At 67.1% G+C, this 18,619-nt stretch carries 22 protein-coding genes; 15 read left to right on the forward strand and 7 right to left on the reverse strand.

The annotated features are described in order from the left end of the window. The first annotated feature begins 14 nt into the window (after positions 1-14). Both CAL12_RS24375 and CAL12_RS24380 read left to right on the forward strand, forming a co-directional pair. On the forward strand, positions 15-1,634 hold the full coding sequence (locus CAL12_RS24375) for an argininosuccinate lyase (RefSeq protein WP_086066963.1): 1,620 nt from the start codon (positions 15-17) through the stop codon (positions 1,632-1,634). 58 nt (positions 1,635-1,692) lie between these two features. After that, complete coding sequence (locus CAL12_RS24380) at positions 1,693-2,835, forward strand: winged helix-turn-helix domain-containing protein (protein WP_198298320.1); 1,143 nt, start codon at positions 1,693-1,695, stop codon at positions 2,833-2,835. Between the two features lie 16 nt (positions 2,836-2,851). Here CAL12_RS24380 and CAL12_RS24385 read toward each other — a convergent pair whose 3' ends face one another. Next, positions 2,852-3,118 (reverse strand): hypothetical protein, encoded by a 267-nt coding sequence (locus CAL12_RS24385; protein ID WP_086066964.1) that lies wholly within the window; start codon positions 3,116-3,118, stop codon positions 2,852-2,854. Positions 3,119-3,358: 240 nt separating this feature from the next. Between CAL12_RS24385 and CAL12_RS24390 the strand changes: the two genes are divergently transcribed. Both CAL12_RS24390 and CAL12_RS24395 read left to right on the forward strand, forming a co-directional pair. After that, entirely contained in the window at positions 3,359-3,661 is a 303-nt protein-coding gene (locus tag CAL12_RS24390; protein WP_086066965.1) for a hypothetical protein, read from the forward strand. A 217-nt stretch (positions 3,662-3,878) separates the two neighbouring features. Continuing rightward, entirely contained in the window at positions 3,879-4,484 is a 606-nt protein-coding gene (locus tag CAL12_RS24395; protein WP_157793116.1) for a YbhB/YbcL family Raf kinase inhibitor-like protein, read from the forward strand. 46 nt (positions 4,485-4,530) lie between these two features. On the opposite strand, the gene CAL12_RS24400 is transcribed toward CAL12_RS24395, so the two are convergent. Continuing rightward, positions 4,531-5,091: a LuxR C-terminal-related transcriptional regulator gene (locus tag CAL12_RS24400; RefSeq protein ID WP_086066967.1), complete on the reverse strand. Its 561-nt coding sequence runs from the start codon at positions 5,089-5,091 to the stop codon at positions 4,531-4,533. A gap of 154 nt (positions 5,092-5,245) precedes the next feature. Between CAL12_RS24400 and CAL12_RS24405 the strand changes: the two genes are divergently transcribed. From CAL12_RS24405 to CAL12_RS24450, 10 genes are all read left to right on the forward strand, one after another. Continuing rightward, positions 5,246-5,683 carry a cupin domain-containing protein gene (locus tag CAL12_RS24405; protein ID WP_086066968.1) on the forward strand — a complete coding sequence of 146 codons (438 nt, stop codon included), beginning with the start codon at positions 5,246-5,248 and terminating at the stop codon, positions 5,681-5,683. 130 nt (positions 5,684-5,813) lie between these two features. Then, entirely contained in the window at positions 5,814-6,716 is a 903-nt protein-coding gene (locus CAL12_RS24410; protein ID WP_086066969.1) for an SDR family NAD(P)-dependent oxidoreductase, read from the forward strand. A 22-nt stretch (positions 6,717-6,738) separates the two neighbouring features. Further along, complete coding sequence (locus CAL12_RS24415; protein WP_086066970.1) at positions 6,739-7,158, forward strand: Zn-ribbon domain-containing OB-fold protein; 420 nt, start codon at positions 6,739-6,741, stop codon at positions 7,156-7,158. Further along, on the forward strand, positions 7,155-8,324 hold the full coding sequence (locus tag CAL12_RS24420; RefSeq protein ID WP_086066971.1) for an acetyl-CoA acetyltransferase: 1,170 nt from the start codon (positions 7,155-7,157) through the stop codon (positions 8,322-8,324). The genes CAL12_RS24415 and CAL12_RS24420 overlap by 4 nt, the downstream gene beginning before the upstream one ends. A gap of 22 nt (positions 8,325-8,346) precedes the next feature. Then, a complete protein-coding gene (locus tag CAL12_RS24425; protein WP_086066972.1) occupies positions 8,347-9,015 on the forward strand; it encodes a 3-oxoacid CoA-transferase subunit A in 669 nt (222 codons plus the stop codon). Further along, entirely contained in the window at positions 9,012-9,683 is a 672-nt protein-coding gene (locus tag CAL12_RS24430; RefSeq protein WP_086066973.1) for a 3-oxoacid CoA-transferase subunit B, read from the forward strand. The genes CAL12_RS24425 and CAL12_RS24430 overlap by 4 nt, the downstream gene beginning before the upstream one ends. A gap of 47 nt (positions 9,684-9,730) precedes the next feature. Continuing rightward, positions 9,731-10,693 carry a tripartite tricarboxylate transporter substrate binding protein gene (locus CAL12_RS24435; RefSeq protein WP_086066974.1) on the forward strand — a complete coding sequence of 321 codons (963 nt, stop codon included), beginning with the start codon at positions 9,731-9,733 and terminating at the stop codon, positions 10,691-10,693. A 96-nt stretch (positions 10,694-10,789) separates the two neighbouring features. After that, positions 10,790-12,136, forward strand: a complete 1,347-nt coding sequence (locus CAL12_RS24440; protein WP_086066975.1) for a class-II fumarase/aspartase family protein — start codon at positions 10,790-10,792, stop codon at positions 12,134-12,136. A 189-nt stretch (positions 12,137-12,325) separates the two neighbouring features. Next, positions 12,326-12,547, forward strand: a complete 222-nt coding sequence (locus CAL12_RS24445; protein ID WP_086066976.1) for a hypothetical protein — start codon at positions 12,326-12,328, stop codon at positions 12,545-12,547. A 143-nt stretch (positions 12,548-12,690) separates the two neighbouring features. After that, positions 12,691-13,227 carry a DUF2244 domain-containing protein gene (locus CAL12_RS24450; protein WP_086066977.1) on the forward strand — a complete coding sequence of 179 codons (537 nt, stop codon included), beginning with the start codon at positions 12,691-12,693 and terminating at the stop codon, positions 13,225-13,227. Between the two features lie 4 nt (positions 13,228-13,231). Here the strand turns inward: CAL12_RS24450 and CAL12_RS24455 are convergent, their stop codons facing one another. Then, positions 13,232-14,053 carry a DUF2243 domain-containing protein gene (locus CAL12_RS24455; RefSeq protein WP_086066978.1) on the reverse strand — a complete coding sequence of 274 codons (822 nt, stop codon included), beginning with the start codon at positions 14,051-14,053 and terminating at the stop codon, positions 13,232-13,234. 293 nt (positions 14,054-14,346) lie between these two features. Here CAL12_RS24455 and CAL12_RS24460 point away from each other — a divergent pair, with 293 nt between their 5' ends. After that, positions 14,347-14,874, forward strand: a complete 528-nt coding sequence (locus CAL12_RS24460) for a hemerythrin domain-containing protein (RefSeq protein ID WP_232464982.1) — start codon at positions 14,347-14,349, stop codon at positions 14,872-14,874. Here the strand turns inward: CAL12_RS24460 and CAL12_RS24465 are convergent. The 4 genes from CAL12_RS24465 to CAL12_RS24480 are packed head-to-tail and all read right to left on the reverse strand — an operon-like array spanning position 14,855 to position 18,607. After that, entirely contained in the window at positions 14,855-15,328 is a 474-nt protein-coding gene (locus tag CAL12_RS24465; protein WP_086066980.1) for a cupin domain-containing protein, read from the reverse strand. The two genes, CAL12_RS24460 and CAL12_RS24465, sit on opposite strands and share 20 nt — an antisense overlap. A gap of 5 nt (positions 15,329-15,333) precedes the next feature. Next, positions 15,334-16,107, reverse strand: coding sequence for a cysteine hydrolase family protein (locus CAL12_RS24470; RefSeq protein ID WP_086066981.1), 774 nt, complete (start codon positions 16,105-16,107; stop codon positions 15,334-15,336). After that, positions 16,104-16,928: a creatininase family protein gene (locus tag CAL12_RS24475; RefSeq protein ID WP_198298321.1), complete on the reverse strand. Its 825-nt coding sequence runs from the start codon at positions 16,926-16,928 to the stop codon at positions 16,104-16,106. The genes CAL12_RS24470 and CAL12_RS24475 overlap by 4 nt, the downstream gene beginning before the upstream one ends. Next, on the reverse strand, positions 16,925-18,607 hold the full coding sequence (locus CAL12_RS24480; protein ID WP_157793117.1) for a CocE/NonD family hydrolase: 1,683 nt from the start codon (positions 18,605-18,607) through the stop codon (positions 16,925-16,927). The genes CAL12_RS24475 and CAL12_RS24480 overlap by 4 nt, the downstream gene beginning before the upstream one ends. Positions 18,608-18,619: the final 12 nt, after the last annotated feature.

The following is an 18,619-nucleotide window of genomic DNA, read 5'->3' on the forward strand; positions in this document are numbered from 1 at the left end:
AAGAAGAGGCCATCATGAGACAACACGCCGCACGACGCTACGCTCCCACCTGCCTCGCCGTCGCGCTCGCCTGCTGCGCCGCCGTCGCCACCGCGCAACCCGCGCCGACGCCGGCACCGGACAGCGCCGCCGCGCCCGCGCCGGCCAGCGCCGCCCCGCCAGCGGCGCCTGCCGCCAAGCCCACCGCCAAGGCACATGGCCGCGATGAATTCTTCTGGCTGGGGGAAATCAACAAGGCCACCGCGGTCATCAACACCGACGAAGGCCTGCTCGACAAATCCATGGCGCCGCGCCTGGCCGCGGCTGTCGCCAAGGTCATCCAGGACGGCGATCAACCCGGCGGCAAGCGTCCGTCCACGGTCATTACCTTCGAACCGCTGCTGATCAAGGCCGGGGGCCTGGACGTCACGCTGTTGCATGCGGGGCGTTCCAGCCAGGACATGCACGCGACGTATCGCGCGGCCATCCTGCGCGACAAGCTGCTGGAGCTCGCCGACCAGCTGAACGCCACGTCGACCACACTGGTGAACCTGGCGGCCAAGCACGTCGACACCATCGTGCCGAACTACACCAACGGCGTGGCGGCCCAGCCCAACAGCTACGGACACTATCTGCTGGGCCACGCAGCGGCGCTGGATCGCGACGCCCAGCGCATCCGCGAGACCTACGCCCGCGTGGACCGTTCGCCCATGGGCACCACGGTGCTGAACGGCACCAGCTGGCCGCTGGACCGCAAGCGCATGGCCGACTACCTGGGCTTCAGCCAACTGGTCGACAACGCCTATGACGCGTCGCAGATTTCCTCGATGGACGAGCCCGTCGAAGTTTCCTCCATCGTCACCAGCATTGCATTGCATACGGGCAACTTCATCGAAGACATCATGACCCAGTACGCGGAATCGCGTCCCTGGATCCTGCTGCAGGAAGGTGGCGGCAATACCTATGTGTCCAGCGCGATGCCGCAGAAGCGCAATCCCGGCCTGCTGAACTCCACGCGCAGCGATGCATCGACGGCCATCACGCTGGCGATGGGGCCCATCATCCAGACCCACAACATCACCCCGGGCATGCCCGACCCCAAGGACGTCGAACAGAATTCCGCCATGGTCGACAGCGCCATCAAGGCGCTGAAGAAATGGGATCGCGTGCTGAAGGCGCTGGTGATCAGCCCGGACCGCGCGCTGGAAGAATTGAACAGCGACTGGACGGCATCGCAGGAGCTGGCCGATCTGCTGATGCGCAAGTACAAGCTCCCCTTCCGCGAAGGGCATCATTTCGCGTCCGAAGTCGTGGAGTACGCCCGCCAGAACAACATCAAGCCGCTGGATTTCCAGTACGCGGACGCCAAACGCATCTACGCCGAAGTGGTGAAGGGCAGCAAGTATCCACAGGAACTGCCCATGACGGAAGCCGAGTTCCGTGCGTCGCTGGACCCCGTGGCCATCGTCAGGAACCGCGCGACGTCGGGCGGACCGCAGCCGGCGGAAATGGAACGCATGCTGAAGGAAGCCCGCGCGAAACTGTCCGCCCAGGCCGACTGGATCAAGCAGCGGCGCACACATATCGACGACGCGTTGGGACGGCTGGACAAGGACTTCAACCAGCTCGTCGCCAGCGCCGCGCCGGCCAAGTAGCGCCGCAGCCTGGGCGGCCTGACCGCCGTCCAGCTGGTACGGCAAGACCGGAGCGATCTTGAGCAAATCTTCCTACGCCGTGCCGCCCGCGCAAGCGCGGGCGATCTGGCTGCGCGCGCAATGCCTGGACCGCCCGGCGCCCTTCGGCGCCGGGCCGCAAGCCACGCGCATGGCCGTCGAACACCTGGGCTACGTGCAGATCGACACCATCAACGTGATCGAACGCAGCCATCATCACATCCTGCACACCCGCATTCCCGCGTACGAGCGCACGGACCTGGAGCGCGCGCAGTCGGTGGACAAGACGGTGTTCGAATACTGGACCCACGCGCTATCCTATGTGCCGACGGCGGACTACCGCTACTTCATGCCGGCCATGACCCGCTACCGCACTGCGGCGCCCGACGTCTTCACCACGGTAGCCGCGGAAGACTACGCGGCGCTGATCAAGCGCATCCGCAAGGAAGGCGCGCTGTCGATCCGCGATATCGACGAAGAACTCGTGGAAAAGACCCATCCCTGGGGCAGTCGCAAGCCATCGAAGCGCGCGCTGCGACTGGGTTTCCTGACGGGGGACCTCACCATAAGCCGGCGCGTCGGCATGCTCAAGACCTATGAACTGGCGCAACGCCATTTCGCCTGGGCGCGGCGCCCGCGCGCGGCAACGCCGGCGCAGTTCGCCGACTATCTGCTGGACCGCGCCGTCCGCGCACAGGGCATGGCCAGCCTGGATTCGATCTGCTACGGCAACCTGTCGATGAAAGCCCTGGTCGGCGAACGCATCGCCGCGCGGGTGCGGCGCAAGGGGCTGGTGCCGGTACACATCGACGGACACACGGTCCAGCATTGGGCGGCCCCCAGCACACTCGATGTGCCGCCGGCCGGCGATGGCCGACCGCTGGTGCATCTGCTATCGCCCTTCGATCCGCTGGTCATCCAGCGCAAGCGCCTGCAGCTGTTCTTCGGCTATACGCATCGCTTCGAAGCCTATGTGCCGCCGGCCAGGCGCGTGCTGGGGTATTTCGCATTGCCGGTCCTGGTAGGTGACGAGATCGTCGCCGCGATCGACCTGAAAACGGACAGGCAGGCGCGCAAGCTCGTCGTCAAGCAATGGACCTGGCTGGCGAAGAAGCGTGCCGGCATTAAGCCGGGGATCGAAGACGCCCTGCATTCCTTCGAACGCTTCCAGCTGGGCGGCTGACGCGCCTGTCGAGGCGTCAGTCTTTCAGTGCGTCTTCCAGCAGCGTGTTGATGATGTCGTTGGTGCCCACGCCATCCGCCTGCGCCCGGGCGCGCAGCGCATCGATCAACGGCTGCTTGAGCTTGACCGGGAAAGGCACCAACCCGGCCGCCTGGTCCAGCTTGCGCTGCTCGCGCCGGTCGACGGCCGGCGTGGCGCCGCCATATCGTCCAGGAGGCACGGCGGCGTTCAACTTGCCCATCAGTTTCAAGGCTTTGTTTTTTTCGAGATCGGTTTTCTTCATGGGGGATTCCCGGCAAAGGCAGCGCGGCGGGCATACCGCGCTGGCGGCTATGCTTGTACCACGTTGCACGATGGAATTCTCGACGGGGCGCGACCACAGAGGACGCGTGGTCGGACTGGCTGGTCTGGCCACGCTTTTTTTTGGCCCTTTTCAGGCCCTCTCGTCCTTAGGCTCAATGGAGAAACGATGCCGAGTATCCAATCTTGTAACGTCCATTCCCCTTGCTACGCCCCGAAAGACATGTCCTCCGCCAGCGGCGGCAAGGGCGCGGGCGCATCGGTTCACCGGCAGGCGGCCTCGGGCTCGTCGACGCACCGCGCCGCGTTCGACATGGCCGCCATGCTGGAGGCGGTCGTCCGGCAACCAGATGGCCTGCAGGTCGTCGAGCGCCTGGACAACGACCAATCCCCGCTGACCCGCCAGGAAATCGCGGCAGCCCGGCTGAGCCACCAGAGCCCGCCCAGCCTGGGCCGCAGGCGAACGCATTCGCCACCCGCCTGGAATGCCGCCCCCTCGACGTATGGCACCAAGCCGGGGCGCTGAGCGCTGCCTGGCCCCCGGAAGTTTTTGCCACGGATGAGCTTTCTTTCAGCACCGGCGACAGGCACTACGACAGGACCGACGACAGGAACGACGATTGCGCTTGGCGCGACGGTGCCGCCCATCGATGGCGGCCACCCACGCAGTGGGCGTATCCCACGACCATCTCAGCGGCGGAACAGTGAAACTGAACAGTCTTTCATTCATGGATGGAGAGGCCATGCCGGACCGGTATGCCCTGCGCCGCAACGCCGGTCCCACCACGCTGGTACCGGCGGAGAACCTGAACCCGCATCTGGCCTGGAATGAAGTACCGGACGGTACGGCGTCCTTCGTCCTGCTTTGCGCGGACCTGGACGCCCCCACCGACAAGGCGGGCATCAACAAGCCGGGCGTGACTTTCGACGACGACAGCGAACGCGCGCTGTTCTATCACTGGGTGGTGGCGGACTTGCCGGCGAACGTGCGCGACATCGACGAAGGCGCGTACGCGCCGCTGCCTGGCGAAGGGGCATCGACGTCGATGCCCGCGCCAGCGGGCCGGCCGGGGCACAACGATTACACCGGCATGCCGGGCGTGGAGGACGGCGCCGGACTATGCTACGGCGGGCCCGCGCCCCCGTGGAACGACAGCCGGCCGCACCGCTATCGCTTCACGCTGTATGCCCTGTCGGTGCCCAGCCTGGACCTGCCGGACGGCTTCAAGGCCGCCGACGTGCTCACGGCCATGAAGGACGCCGTGCTCGCGGAGTCCTCCTTGACGGCGGTCTACACGCTGAATACGTCGCTATCCGCGACGCAGGTCGGCTCGCCTTCGGTGAGTTGACCCGGGGGACCCGGGCTGACGGGAGCGCGGCGGATCAGTGCAAGGGCTACGCCGCCGAAAAACTCATCAGCTTGTGGACCAGCCCGGCCGAGGTCTTGGCGGCAAACTTGGTCATGAGCCTGGCCCGGTACATTTCGACGGTGCGCGGGCTCAGATTGAGCTGGCGGGCGATGACCTTGCTGGTCTTGCCCTCGGCGATGAGCGCGGCGATTTCCCGCTCGCGCGCGGTCAGCCCGGACGCCACGGGGCGTTTCGCGCTCAGGTCCTCGAAGACCCAGATGACCGCGGCATGAGGCTGCCGCGATATCAGGGAACGGCCGGCGGTGTGGCACCAGAACAGTTCGCCCTGCCGGCGCTTCATGATGCGTTCGTCGGAGTAGGCATCGGTGTCGCCCAGCAAACCCAGAAGGCGGCGGCCGGTGCGGGTGAACTCCGCGACGGACGGATAGAGCAACTCGAAGGAGACGCCGTCCAGCGCGCCGGCGTCGTAGCCGAACATGTTTTCCAGCGCGGTGTTGGCGAACTGGATGACCCGGTTGCGCGACACGCACATGCCCACCGGCGCGCGCATCAGGACTTCCTTGTAGTCTATGTCGGACGGGCTCATCGTTCGATCTCCAGAACAGGGATGGGCCCACGCCGCCAGCGGGGCCATCACATCCGCGCCACGTAGTTTTACGGTATTGCCGCTGCCCTTGCCCGCTCCTACAGTGGCCTGGAGCATGATCGCTCGGGTCTTTTCTTCCTACTGGAGACAGGCAATGGAAAACCAAAAGGCAGGCGGGGATTTTCCTACATTTTTTTCGCACGTGCGGCCGGCGGATACGGAGTTCCGCTCGGGCGGCCTGCGCGATTTCTTCGTATACCGGGACCTGGGCATTGCCGAGGCCACGGGCGGCAAGGTGATCGCGCAACTGGTCAGGGCCAACGAAGCACCCGAGGCCGGCACCGGATGGCATATCCATGGCGCGGACTTCCATATCGTCTACATGCTGAAGGGCTGGGCGCGCTTCATGTACGAAGACCAGGAAACCCTGGTCAGCGCCGGCGACTGCGTGCACCAGCGGCCCGGGATCCGGCATTTCCTGTTCGACTACTCGCCCGACATGGAGTATCTGGAAGTGGTCGGCCCGGCGGACTTCACCAGCGTGCCGGTCAGTGGCCCGTGTGAAGTCCCGCGCCCCGGAGCCTGGTCTTAGCGCACCCGCCAGCCCCCGGCTTCACTCCCTATTGACACCCAATATGTCCAGTACTTAATATTATGTCTATACATATATAGGAGCGAGACACTGCGATACCCGCCGTGCCGCTCCATGGTGGACGGGTGACATGAAAGACAAGGTAGTGGTGCTGACGGGCGCCGGTGGCGGTATTGGGCGCGGGATCGCGCATGCGCTGGCACAGGCCGGCGCGTGCGTGGTGGTGAACGACGTAGGCGTATCGCTGTCCGGCCAGGGCGGCGATACCGGGGTCGCGGAAGGCCTGGCCGCCGAACTCCGCGCGGCCGGCGGTTCCGCCGTCGCCTGCGGCGACAGCGTATCGGACTGGAACAGCGCGCAACGCATCGTCGCCTGCGCCCTGGACACCTATGGCCGCATCGACGCGGTCATCAACAACGCCGGCAACCTTCGCGACCGCTTCTTCCACAACATGGAAGAAGACGAGTGGCGTTCGGTCGTCGACGTCCATCTGCACGGCACGTTCTTCGTCAGCCGGGCCGCCGCGCCGCATTTCCGCGCGCAGAACGGCGGCGCCTACGTGCACATGACTTCCACGTCCGGACTGGTCGGCAACTTCGGCCAGGCCAACTATTCGGCCGCCAAGCTGGGCATCGTCGCGCTGTCCAAGTCGATCGCGCTGGACATGCGGAAGTACGGCGTGCGCTCCAACTGCATCGCGCCTTTCGCATGGAGCCGCATGACCGACTCCATCCCGGCCAATACGCCCGAAGAAGCCGCCCGCGTCGAAAAGCTGAAGAAGATGGAAGCCGGCAAGATCGCGCCCATGGCGGTGTTCCTGGCCAGCGACGCCGCCGCCGACGTGACGGGGCAGATCTTCGGGGTGCGCGCCAATGAAATCCTGTTGTTCAGCCAGCCGCGCCCGATCCGGTCGGTGCACATGAGCGAAGGCTGGACCCCGCAAAGCATCGCCGACATCGCCATCCCCGCCATGCGGTCCAGCTTCTTCGCGCTGGAGCGTTCCCCCGACGTGGTGAGCTGGGACCCCATCTGATTCTTCAAGCCTAGGAATTCGCATGGCCAACGACACGAAGGGGCGCGACAGCAGCGCGCCCACGGGCCCGCTCGGACCCGAACAGACCTACTTCCGCTTCCTGCAGGACGGCGACTGGCGCATCCAGCGCTGCCGCGGCTGCGGCAAGGCGGTGTTCTATCCCCGCATCGCCTGCCCTGGCTGCGATGGCCAGGACTTCGACTGGGTCGCGCCTTCCGGCGACGGCACGGTGTACTCCACCACCGTCATGCGCCGCCCCGCGCAGGCCGGCGGCGACCGCAACCTGTGCCTGGTGGACCTGGACGAAGGCGTGCGCATGATGAGCCGCATCGAAGACGTCGACGCGTCCGCGCCGCGCATCGGCGACCGCGTGCGCGCCCAGTTGCGTCGCGAAGGCGAGCAGAACCTGGTGGTATTCACGCTCTTGGAGCAGACACGATGAGCGCGAACGCATTGCGCGGCGCCGCCGCCGTGGTGGGCGTGGGCCAGGCCGGCATGGGCTCGGCCGCCGGCTACACCGAAATGGAAATCCTGGCGCAGGCGGCCGCCCGCGCCGTCGCCGACGCGGGTTTGCGCATGTCGGACATCGACGGCCTGTGCACCTGCAGCGCGTCGGCCACCATGTGGGCCATGCCGGTCGCGGAATACCTGGGCATCCGCCCCGCGTTTATCGACAGCACCATGCTGGGCGGCAGCAGCTTCGTGGCCCATCTGCTGCCCGCCATCCAGGCGCTGGCCGCGGGCGTGTGCAACGCGGTGTTGGTCTGCTACGGCAGCACGCAGCGCACCGGCAACGTCAACCGCGCCGCCGTCGGCAAGATGCGCCAGGTGCTGGATCCGCAGCCCTACGAAACACCCTATGAGCCCATGCAGCCGATCAGCGCCTACGCGCTGGCCGCCGCGCGCCACATGGCGCAATACGGCACCACGCGCGAACAGTTGGCGGAAGTGGCGGTGGCGGCGCGCGCCTGGGCGCGGCTGAATCCCGAGGCGTATTCGCGCGACCCGCTGTCCATCCAGGACGTGCTGGACGCCCGCATGGTCTGCGACCCGCTGACGGTGCGCGATTGCTGCCTGCTGACCGACGGCGCCGGCGCCTTCGTGCTGGTGCGCGCCGACCGTGCCCGCGACCTTCCCCATCCGCCTGCCTACGTCCTGGGCAATGCCACGGCGGTGTGGCACCGGCAGATCTCCAGCATGGAGGACCTGACGGTCACGGCGGCGGCGGAGTCGGGACCGCGCGCGTTGCGCATGGCCGGCATGTCGCCCGGCGACGTCGACGTCGCCTGCCTGTATGACGCGTTCACCATCAACACCATCCTGTTCCTGGAAGACCTGGGCTTCTGCCCCAAGGGCGAAGGCGGGCGCTTCGTCGCCGACGGCGGCATCGCGCCGGGCGGACGGCTGCCCGTCAATACCAACGGCGGCGGGCTGTCGTTCGGCCATCCGGGCATGTATGGCGTCTTCCTGGTGATCGAGGCGGTGCGGCAGCTGCGCGGCCAGGCGGGCGAGCGCCAGCAGCGCTGCGACGTGGCGCTGGTGCACGGGAACGGCGCCACGCTGTCGAGCCAGTCCACCGCCATCCTGGGCAGCGCGGCGGCGCTGTGAAGCCTTCCTGCACGAGACCAACATGATCAACAAGATATTCCCCACCTTGCTCGACGCGGTGTCGTGCATCGTCGACGGCGCGTCCGTCATGGTGACCGGCTTCGGCGATTCCGGCCTGCCGCGCGAACTGCTGCACGCGCTGATCGACCACGGCGCCAGGGACCTGACCATCATCAGCAATAACGCCGGCACCGGCACCACCGGCCTGGCCGCGCTGCTGGCCGCCGGACGCGTGCGCAAGATGATCTGCACCTACCCGAAGTCGTCGGGCGCCGACGTCTTCACCGCCCTGTACCGGGAAAAGAAGATCGAACTGGAGCTGGTGCCTCAGGGCACGCTGCTGGAGCGCATGCGCGCCGCGGGCGCCGGCCTGGGCCCCTTCTTCACGCCGACGGGCTATGGCACGCCGATCGCCGAAGGCAAGCCGCAGTGCATCTACCAAGGCAAGGGGTATGTGCAGGAAGAACCGTTGCGCGCCGACTTCGCGCTGGTCAAGGCGTATCACGCCGATCGCTGGGGCAACCTGACCTACCGCCTGGCGGGGCGCGGCTTCGGACCGGTGATGTGCATGGCCGCCGAAACCGCGATCGCGCAGGTGGACGACATCCTGCCGCTGGGCCTGATCCATCCCGAAACCATCGTCACGCCGGGCATCTTCGTCGGGCGCATCGTGCGCAAGGACAGCAAATGAGCCATACCGTGAACAAGCTCAGCCGCGACCGCGTCGCGCAGCAGGTCGCCGCCGATATCCCGCCGGGCAGCTACGTGAACATCGGCTTGGGCATGCCGACGCTGGTCGCCAAATACCTGGATCCCGCCAAGGAAATCATCCTGCACAGCGAAAACGGCATCCTCGGCATCGAGGACGTGACCGAGGGGGATCCCGGCGACGAGGACCTGATCAATGCCAGCAAGGCACGCCTGCAACTGATCCCCGGCGCATCGATCTGCGACCAGTCGCTTTCGTTCGCCATGATGCGCGGCGGCCACCTGGACGCCACCATCCTGGGCGCCTTCCAGGTGTCGCCCGAAGGCGATATCGCCAGCTGGGCCACCGATGACGCCGACGCCGTCCCTGGCATCGGCGGCGCCATGGACCTGGTGGCCGGCGCGCGCAAGGTCATCGTGGTGATGGAGCACACGACGCGCGACGGCCGGCCGAAGCTGCTGCGTTCGTGCAGCTTTCCGCTTACCGGCAAGGGTGTGGTCGACGTGGTCTACACCGATATGGCGGTGATCGACGTCGATCCCCAACGCGGCTTCGTGGTGCGGGCGATGGCCGAAGGCCTGACGCGCGAGGCGCTGGAGGCGGCCACGGAAGCGCCGCTGAGCTACGCGAACGATCTGTTTTTCATCTGACCACCACGCGCAACAACAATCAACGATACGAATCGGAGACAAGCACGATGAAACACCTGTTCAAGCATCTGGTCGGCGCCGCGGCGCTGGCCCTGGCCACCGCCGCGCATGCCGGTCCCTTCCCCGACCACCCCGTGGAATTGATCATCCCCTACCCGCCCGGCGGCACCGCCGATGCGGTGGCGCGTCCGCTGTCGGCCGTGCTGCAGGAGAAACTCGGCGTGCCCATCGTCGTGTCGTACAAGGCGGGCGCCGGCAGCGTCATCGGCACGCAGTACGTCGCGCGCGCCAAGCCGGACGGCTACACGCTGGTGATGGTGCTGGCCGCCCATGCCATCAATCCCAGCCTGTACCCCAACCTGCCCTACGACTCCGTGAAGGACTTCAGCTCCATCGGCATGGTGGCCAAGCTGCCGCTGGTGCTTTACACCAGCCCGAAGTTCCCTGCCAAGACGGTGCCCGAGATCATCCAGTACGCCAAGGAGCATCCAGGCAGCCTGTCGGTCGCGTCCGCCGGCAACGGCAACACCAGCCACCTGGCGACCGAACTGTTCGCCACCACCGCCGGCGTGAAGCTGCTGCACGTCCCCTACAAAGGCGGCGGCCCGTCGGTGACGGCAGCGATGGGCGGTGAAGTCAACGCGGTATTCGCCGGCCCGGACTCGCTGCATCTGGCCAAGGCCGGCCGGCTGAACGTCGTGGCCGTCACCAGCCCGCAGCGCGTGGCGCTGATGCCGGACGTACCGACCGTGCAGGAAGCCGGCCTGAAAGGCTTCGAGGTCCAGGGCTGGTACGGCCTGCTCGCGCCCGCCGGCACGCCTCCCGACGTGGTCGCCAAGCTGAACAAGGCCCTGAACGATTCCGTCCAGGATCCGAAGTTCGTCAAGACCGTCGAGGAACTGGGCTATATCCCGTCGTCGTCCACGCCGGACGGCTTCATGGACTACGTCAAGCAGGAAACGGCGCGCTGGGCCAAGGTGGTCAAGGACGCCGACATCAAGCTGCAATAGCGACCCGCTCGGCGCGGGCGCCGCCTGGGTCCATTCGCGGTACCCAGGCGACGGCCGCGCCGGGCTTTCCATTCCTATCCAAGCATCACATCCACCATGCCTATATCCGTAATCGAATCCGCCGTATTCAAAGACATGTTCGGCACCGCCGCGATGCGCGCGGTGTTCGACGACGCCGCCACGCTGCGCCGCTATGTCGAAACGGAGGTCGCGCTGGCCCGCGTGCAGGCGCGCCTGGGCATCATCCCGCAGGCCGCCGCGGACGCCATCACCGCGCGCGCCGATGCCGCGCGGCTGGACATGGAAGTCCTGAAGCACGAAACCGAAATCGTCGGTTATCCCATCCTGCCGCTGGTGCACCAGCTGGCGCGCATGTGCGGACCCGAAGGCGAATACCTGCACTGGGGCGCCACCACGCAGGACATCATGGACACCGCCACCGTCCTTCAGGTGCGCGAGGCGCTCGACCTGATCGATGCCGATCTCGCCGAACTGGACGGCATCCTCGACGCACTGTCCTTGCGCTACCGCGATACGCCGATGGCTGGCCGTACGCACCTGCAACACGCGTTGCCCGTGACCTTCGGCTACAAGGCCGCCGTGTGGCTGTTGATGATACGGCGCCACCGCGAACGGCTGGCGCAACTGCGTCCGCGCGCACTGGTCGGCCAGTTCGGCGGCGCGGCCGGCACGCTGGCGTCCCTGGGCGAGCAGGGCATCGCGGTGCAGGAAGCGCTGATGCAGGAACTGGGCCTGCATTCGGCTCCCGTCACCTGGCACGTGGCGCGCGACGGCCTGGCGGAAACCGTCCAGTTCCTGGGCCTGGTGACCGGTTCGCTGGGCAAGATCGCGCTGGACATCATGCTGATGATGACCAACGAGCTCGCCGAGGCCTTCGAGCCCTTCGTCAAGAGCCGTGGCGCTTCCAGCACGATGCCGCAGAAGCGCAATCCGATCTCCTGCGAGCTCATGCTGAGCGCCTCCAAGGTGGTGCGCCAGCATGCCGGTCTGGCGCTCGACGCCATGGTCCAGGATTTCGAACGCGCCACCGGTCCCTGGCATATCGAATGGTCGGCCATCCCGGAATCGTTCGTCGTGACCGCCGGCGCGCTGCGCCAGGCCAGGTTCATGCTAGGCGGGCTGGAAGTCGACACGCAGCGCATGCGGCGCAACCTCGACCTGACCGGCGGATTGATCGTTTCCGAAGCGGTGATGATGGGGCTGGCGCCCTACCTGGGCCGCCAGACCGCGCACGACGTGGTCTATGACGCCTGCCGCGTCGCGCTGGCGGAGCAATGCCGGCTGGCGGACGTGCTGGCGCGTGAGGCGCGCGTCACCGAACACCTGGACCGCGCCGCCATCGATCGCCTGTGCGATCCGGCGAACTACCTGGGCGCGGCGCCGCAGATGGTGGATCGCATGCGACGGTTCGGCGCGGCGTAGGATAGCCCTGGCGTGCGCCCTCGTCCCTGGGCGCACGCCAGGGCTATCCCGCCAACCGGGCGAAGTGTTGCGTCGGTACAAATCGCAGCAGAGACAGTAACCAAATACGCGGATTCGCGACATAATCGTTCCCAGCGTCGCGCTGTACGTCACAGCGCCCATGACGGCGATCGATGAATTCCGCGTGACATGAACCCGCACAAGATACTGACCGCAGTCGGTGTAGCCGGCATGGCATACATGGCGATCGCCATGTCCATGAGCCCGTCCCATGAACCCGCCACCGCGAGCGTGGTGGCGCAGGCTGCCACGGAAAAGGCCGACGACGTCACCCTTGGCCCACCGCACGGCACAATGACGAACTGGGTGCGCGACATGATCATGGTCGCGGTCAGGGGCGCCGGCCTATAGGCACGTCAGGCAGGTCAGGCAGGACGCGAGACACCTGTCATGCGGCGTCAGGCGCGGTTCCTGCCCACGATGTACGATGGACGGCCTGGACCGGCGGCAGCACTTGCCGCCAAGTCGACTTCTCACGCGCCGCTCTAGGTCGAATGAGGCTGATCCGCGATGACCTCCACGAACTGCTGTCCGCCGCGCCGCCGCCGGATGCGGTCCGTCGCGCGTCCGCCGGCAGGCCACGCGGGCCGCGCAGCTGGCGGCTCAAGCGCAATTGCGCGCTGCGACCCACGCAATACCTGGCGGCAATCGGCGTGCTGATGGGGATCTCCGCGCTGGTGGCGGTGGGTTGCTGGATTCGTGGAGTCTGGCTGGTGCCTGTGTTCTGCGGCGCCGAATTGCTGGGCATCGCGGTCGCGGCGCTCGCCTACGCGCATCACGCCATCGACGGCGAGATCGTGCGCGTGGATACGGATGGGCAGGTCCACGTCGACGTGGACCGCGGACGGCGGCATGACCGCTACGTGTTTCCGTCCAGCCAGACCCGCCTGATCAAGTCGGCCGATGCGCCGGACACGCTGTGGCTGCACCATGGCGCCACCCGTCTCGAATTGGCCCGCTACGTGTCCGCCGACACCCGGGAAGCCTTCGAAGGCCAACTGCGTCAGGCGCTGCGGGAAACCTGGTCGTAGACGTTCAAAGCGAACGGTCGGCCCGGGTGCCCAGCCATGCCGCGCAGCCAGCGAGCGCTCCCTGCCCACCGACGTACATCGCGCCATGGCGGTAGAAGCGCCATGGGTCCAGGCCGGCGTCGCCGCGCAATACCCAGACGGCGCCGGACGGATCGGCCCAGGCCACGCGTGCCTGCGTGCCTTCCACCGCCGCCAGCAGGCCGGCGCCCGTCGCCCCGGGACGCAGCACGACCGTCAGCGTATCTCCTGCGCCACGCAGCGGCATCAGGTTGACGCTTCCCGCGAACAGGCAGGCGCCCACCAGACTCGCCACCAGGCCCCGGCCCGCACCCGGCGCATCCCCGGGCCGCCGGCGCATCCACCATCCCAGCGCAAGAGGCAGCAGGCCGAAAGCCGCAAGCCATGCGAGATCCCATGCCGACGGATACGCACTATCCATGCGGATGCGGTGGATCCGGGTGACCCAATGCGAAAGCACGGCGTCGACGACGTGCCACGTGCCGAATCCGAGCCAGAAATTGGCCAGCAGGCGCCGGCCCGCGCGTGGCAGCGAGAGATCGGCGCGCGCGCGATACAGCAGATAGAAACCCGCCAGGGCGATCAAGTACATCACGGCGTGAAACAGCCCATCCGCCAGGACCTGCACGCGCAGGTCGGCGAAGCGGGCGGACTGCAGCCCGGACAGCAGGTGGTGCCACTGCAGGATCTGGTGCAGCAGTATCCCGTCGAAGAACCCGCTCATCGCAAAGCCCAGCGCGTATCCTGCCCACGTATAGGCCGAGGAGTATCGGGTTTGCGCGCGGCGTGTCGTGCGTATCTGGTCCATGCTCTGCCCATGCTGAAGTAGGGGCGCACGCCGTGGCGTCGCCCGCGCGACGGCAGCATGTTCTGGACCTGGGACCAGGGACCGGGGACCGGGGACCGGGGACCGGGGACCTGGAACGCGGGACACGGGACACGGGACAGGAATAGCTCTTGCTCGCTGGCCTCCATCGGCCGACTCCCGGCCGCCCTGCACGAGAGGCCGCCATGAACGCTACCGACCTTCCCTACGACGCCGCCCATTCCGCCGAGCAAGGCAAGCCCCTGTACCGGCGCCTGATCCCCCGCGCGACGAACATGATCCGCCTGGATCACACCCACGTCCTCACCACTTTCCACCGCTATCACGAGGACCTTCCGGCATCGCGCAAGGCTGGCCTGGTCGGCGTGATCTGTACGGCGCTGGAGATCCACGCCACGCTCGAGGAAGAAATCTTCTATCCTGCCGTGCAGGCCGTCACCAGCAACGAGGTGCTGAACAAGAGCGTGCCGGAGCACATGGAAATGCGCCGGCTGATCGCCGACCTGCGCGCCATGACGCCCACCGATCCACGCTACGACGATACCCTGATGGCCTTGATGCGCGACGTGATCCACCACGTCGCCGACGAGGAAACCGTCGTGCTGCCGGAAGCCGAGCGGCTGTTTTCCGAGACGCGCCTGCAGGAACTGGGCACGCAGATGACCAAGCGCCGGCTGCAACTGGCGGCCCCGCGCACGCCGCAGATCGCCCGCGACATGGCGCGCGGCATGCCGATGACGACCTTCACCGTGGGCGCCCTGGCCATGCTGGCTGTCGGCTGTGTCATACGCGCGGTTCGGTGAGCGCCGCGCCAGCATCCCGGGTACCGAATGGCGCCCGGCGCAGGACGGCATGGTCCTCTTCGGTCAGGCTGACGGGAATACCGCGGCGTATGAGGGCAGCGAAGTCTTCGTCGGGCGCCATCACGGTCAGGCAGTAGAGCTTGCCACTGCCCGTGTTTTCCACCGCGTGATGGGCCCCCGGCCTGACCAGCATGGCGTCGCCCTGCCGCAAGTCGAGCACGGCGCCGTCCGCATAGGCCCGCCCTTCGCCGGCAAGGATGAAGAACATCTCATGCGCGCGCGCATGCACGTTCGGCGGGGTACGGCCGCCGGGCTCGAAAATCTCGACCACGGCGACCAGGTCGCAGCCCTCGCCTTCGCCATCGAAGATCAGGGCGAAGTAGTTGGTGTCGCCGGCCGAGATGCGATAAGCCGGACATTGGTCCAGGGATTTCCTGATGGCCTTGGGAATCACGGTGGTTATCCTTGCGGCAGGTCGGTGCTCGTGGCGGTGAAGCCGAAGCACTGGCGCACGTTGTAGCGGGTGGCTTGCAGGCAGAAATCCGGCGACGTCGTCGCGCAGCAATCGTCCAGGTAGACACAGTCGTAGCCCAGGCAATTGGCGTCGATCAACGTCGCCAGCACACATTGATCGGCATTGACGCCGGCAAAGAACAAGGTCGACACGCCCAGATTGCGCAGGATGGCGTCCAGCGGCGTGTCCCAGAATCCGCTCATGCGGTATTTGTCGACGCGTATGTCCGACGTCTCGATGCGCAGTTCTTCCACGACATCGGCGGCCCACGATCCCGCCTCCAGCACGCGGTCGGGGCGCGACGGCAGCGGATCACCCAGGCCCGTGCCCCGGCCCGAAGGCTTGTAGACGTGAACGACGGACGGGCTCAGGTTCATGAGGTCGGGACGATTGCCCCAGTTGACCCACAGCACCGGCATGCCCGCGCGACGCACGCGCGGCAGCAGAGCGGCCAGCGGCGCGATAGGCTGGCGAGCCGGCGTGACATCGACCCCGACCACCGCGCTCAGCCAACCTTGCGGATGGCAGAAGTCGTTCTGCATGTCGATCACGACCAGCGCGCTGCGCGCGAGATCCACCGTCAGGGATTGCGGCTGGGCCGGCAAGCGCACGGCTCTGGCGGGTCGAGGTTCGCGTACCAGGCTGGCGTGCGTCGCGGATACGCGCCACTGGTTGCCGCGGGCGCTGCCCAGGGGGATCAGATCATCGTCCGGCGTCATGGCATGCTCCTGATCGCATCGAGCGGATAAGCGTGGACTTCGGCGATCAGCTCGGCGAGGCCCGATGCGGCATGCTCGACGATCGCGGCACCTCGTCCGGCGTCCGCATCCAGCGCATTGCCGCTGGCGCCGCTGGGATGCAGGTCCTGAGCCTGCCAACCGAAGCCGACCTTGCCTTCGGCACGCAGATGCTTGTACCGCTGTTCGATGGCGACGCTGGCGGGCGTGAAGTCGCCGGCCAGCTCCATGCGCACCAGGTCTGGTCGCAACGCCAGCATCATCGAGGTTTCCTTGCCTCCCCCATGGATGCCATGGATGCGCTCCGTCTCGCTGAAGGCATCGCGATCCGGCCAGCCGAAGCTCCAGGTCGCGGCGCAGACCACGAACATGCCCAGGCGCACGCGCAGATCGCGCGCGACGATATCCATGACCTGCGGCTGCCCGCCGTGGGAGTTGAACAGCACCAGCTTGCGCAAACCCGCCCGGTGCACGCTTTCGCCGATATCGGTCAGCAGCGCGATCAGCGTTTCCGCGCGCAGGGTCAGCGTGCCCGGGAAGGCCTGGTGCTCGTTCGATTTGCCGATGGCCTGCATGGGCAGGAACACGGCAGGCACCTCGGGCGCCACCAGGGACATGGCGCGCTCCACCACGCCGGCATTCAGGCAGGCATCCACGTAGACGGGCAAGTGCGGACCATGCTGCTCGATCGCCGCGACCGGCAGGATGGCTACCGTGTCCACCGGCAGGCTGGAAAACTGGGGAGACGTCATTTCCACCCAGAGCCGGCTGGGCACGGAGCGGGTCGATGGCGTGGCCGTCATTGCGTACTCCCTGCGTCGATTGGGGTGCCCAGCGTCAGCCGGACCTCGGATTGCGTGCCCGGCCCGTAGTGGACCGACAGCGTGGTGATGGGCATACGCACGGCCGGCACCGATGCCGGGTCGGCGCCGGTGCCGGGATTCACCGCATAGGCCGGATACGCCGACGCGGCCACCGCCACGCGGAACGACTCTCCCTTCTGCAGGGTCACGCAGGCCGCATGCATCGCCACGGTCACCGGCGCGTCCGGCCGCCATTCCCGGACGCGTGCATAGCCATCGGCGATCACCTGCGAGCGGCCGTCCGGCTGGATCCGGTTCAGGCTGCATGACACGTCGAAGTCGGCCTGGTCACAACTCAGGTACAGGACGGCCGAGACTTCGCCCGCGATGTCCAGCGGCGCATGCAGCGGGGCGGAATCGAAGGTCATGACATCCGGACGCTGATCCACCGCCTGCCGGTCCACCGGACCCGGCGGCGTGCCGTAGGGTCCACCGGCGGAAGGCGCGGGGCGCCACGGATCGTTGACGACGCTGTCATGGCCCGGCGTTTCCGGCCATGGTTCGCCGTCGGGCAGCAAGCGGCCATCGCCCAGGCGCAGCGCCGCCAGGCCGTTGCCGGCCAGCGCCCAGCGCGACACGTGCTCCGGCCAGCGCTCGAAAACGCGCCAGCATTTGCGCCCCAGATCGAAAGCCCGTATCGGGGGTTCGGCGTCGATCCCATTGTCGATATCCTTGAGCCAACGGTCGAACCAGCGCACCTGCCGCGCGTCGATATCGGTTTCGGCATCCGGGCCGTAGTCCACACCAGCCGTCTTGCGCGCCCAAGGAAAGTGCGCCCACGGGCCGATATCCATGCGCATGGGCCCGGCGCCGAGCGAGCTCAGGTCGCGATACGCCTGCAGCGCGGTCTCGTTGTAAGGGTCATGCCAACCGCCGATGAAGAAGGTGGGTATGCGCCGCGCCGCAATCTCGGCCGCGTGCGCGGCGGCGGAGATGCGCCGCCAGTACGGATCGTCGGCCGGCGTCTCCAGCCATCGCGCGTAATGGGTAAGGTCCGCATGCTGGCGCATGTAGCGGGGCCAGGCCGTGACGGCCTCGTTCAAGGGCAGCGCGCGCGCGGCGGCCATCAGTTCGGCATAGGCCTGCGCATCGCCGCGCCGGCGCGCCGTCTCCGACGCCAACTGCGTGGCCCAGCCCAGCGTGCTCTGCAAGCGCAGCGCCCCCTGTTTCCACGCCCAGCCCTCACGCGAATCCCAGGGCGTCATGGCCGGTGCAATGGCTTGCAGGGCCGGGCCCGCTGCGCTGGCGGCCATCAGCTGGTTGTACCCCTGATAGGAAAACCCATACATGCCGACCCGGCCGTTGCTGCCCGGGAGGCCAGCCGCCCATGCGACCGCATCCGCGCCGTCCTGCGCGTCGTGTTCGCCGATCAGGAATTCGCCTTCGGAAGTCCCGCGTCCGCGTATGTCCTGCACGACCACGATATAACCGTGCGAGGCGTACCAGCTCGGATGCGCGTAGCAGATCGCGCACGCGATACGCCGGCCATAGGCCTGCCGCATCAGCAGCACCGGATAAGGCCCCTGCCCTTCCGGCCTGTAGACGTCCGCATCCAGGCGCACCCCATCGCGGGTATGCATGGAAAGCGTTTGCGGGGGCGGCACCGTCAATCTCGACATGGTGTGCATCTC

This window comes from Bordetella genomosp. 8 (assembly GCF_002119685.1).
GTDB lineage: Bacteria > Pseudomonadota > Gammaproteobacteria > Burkholderiales > Burkholderiaceae_B > Bordetella_C.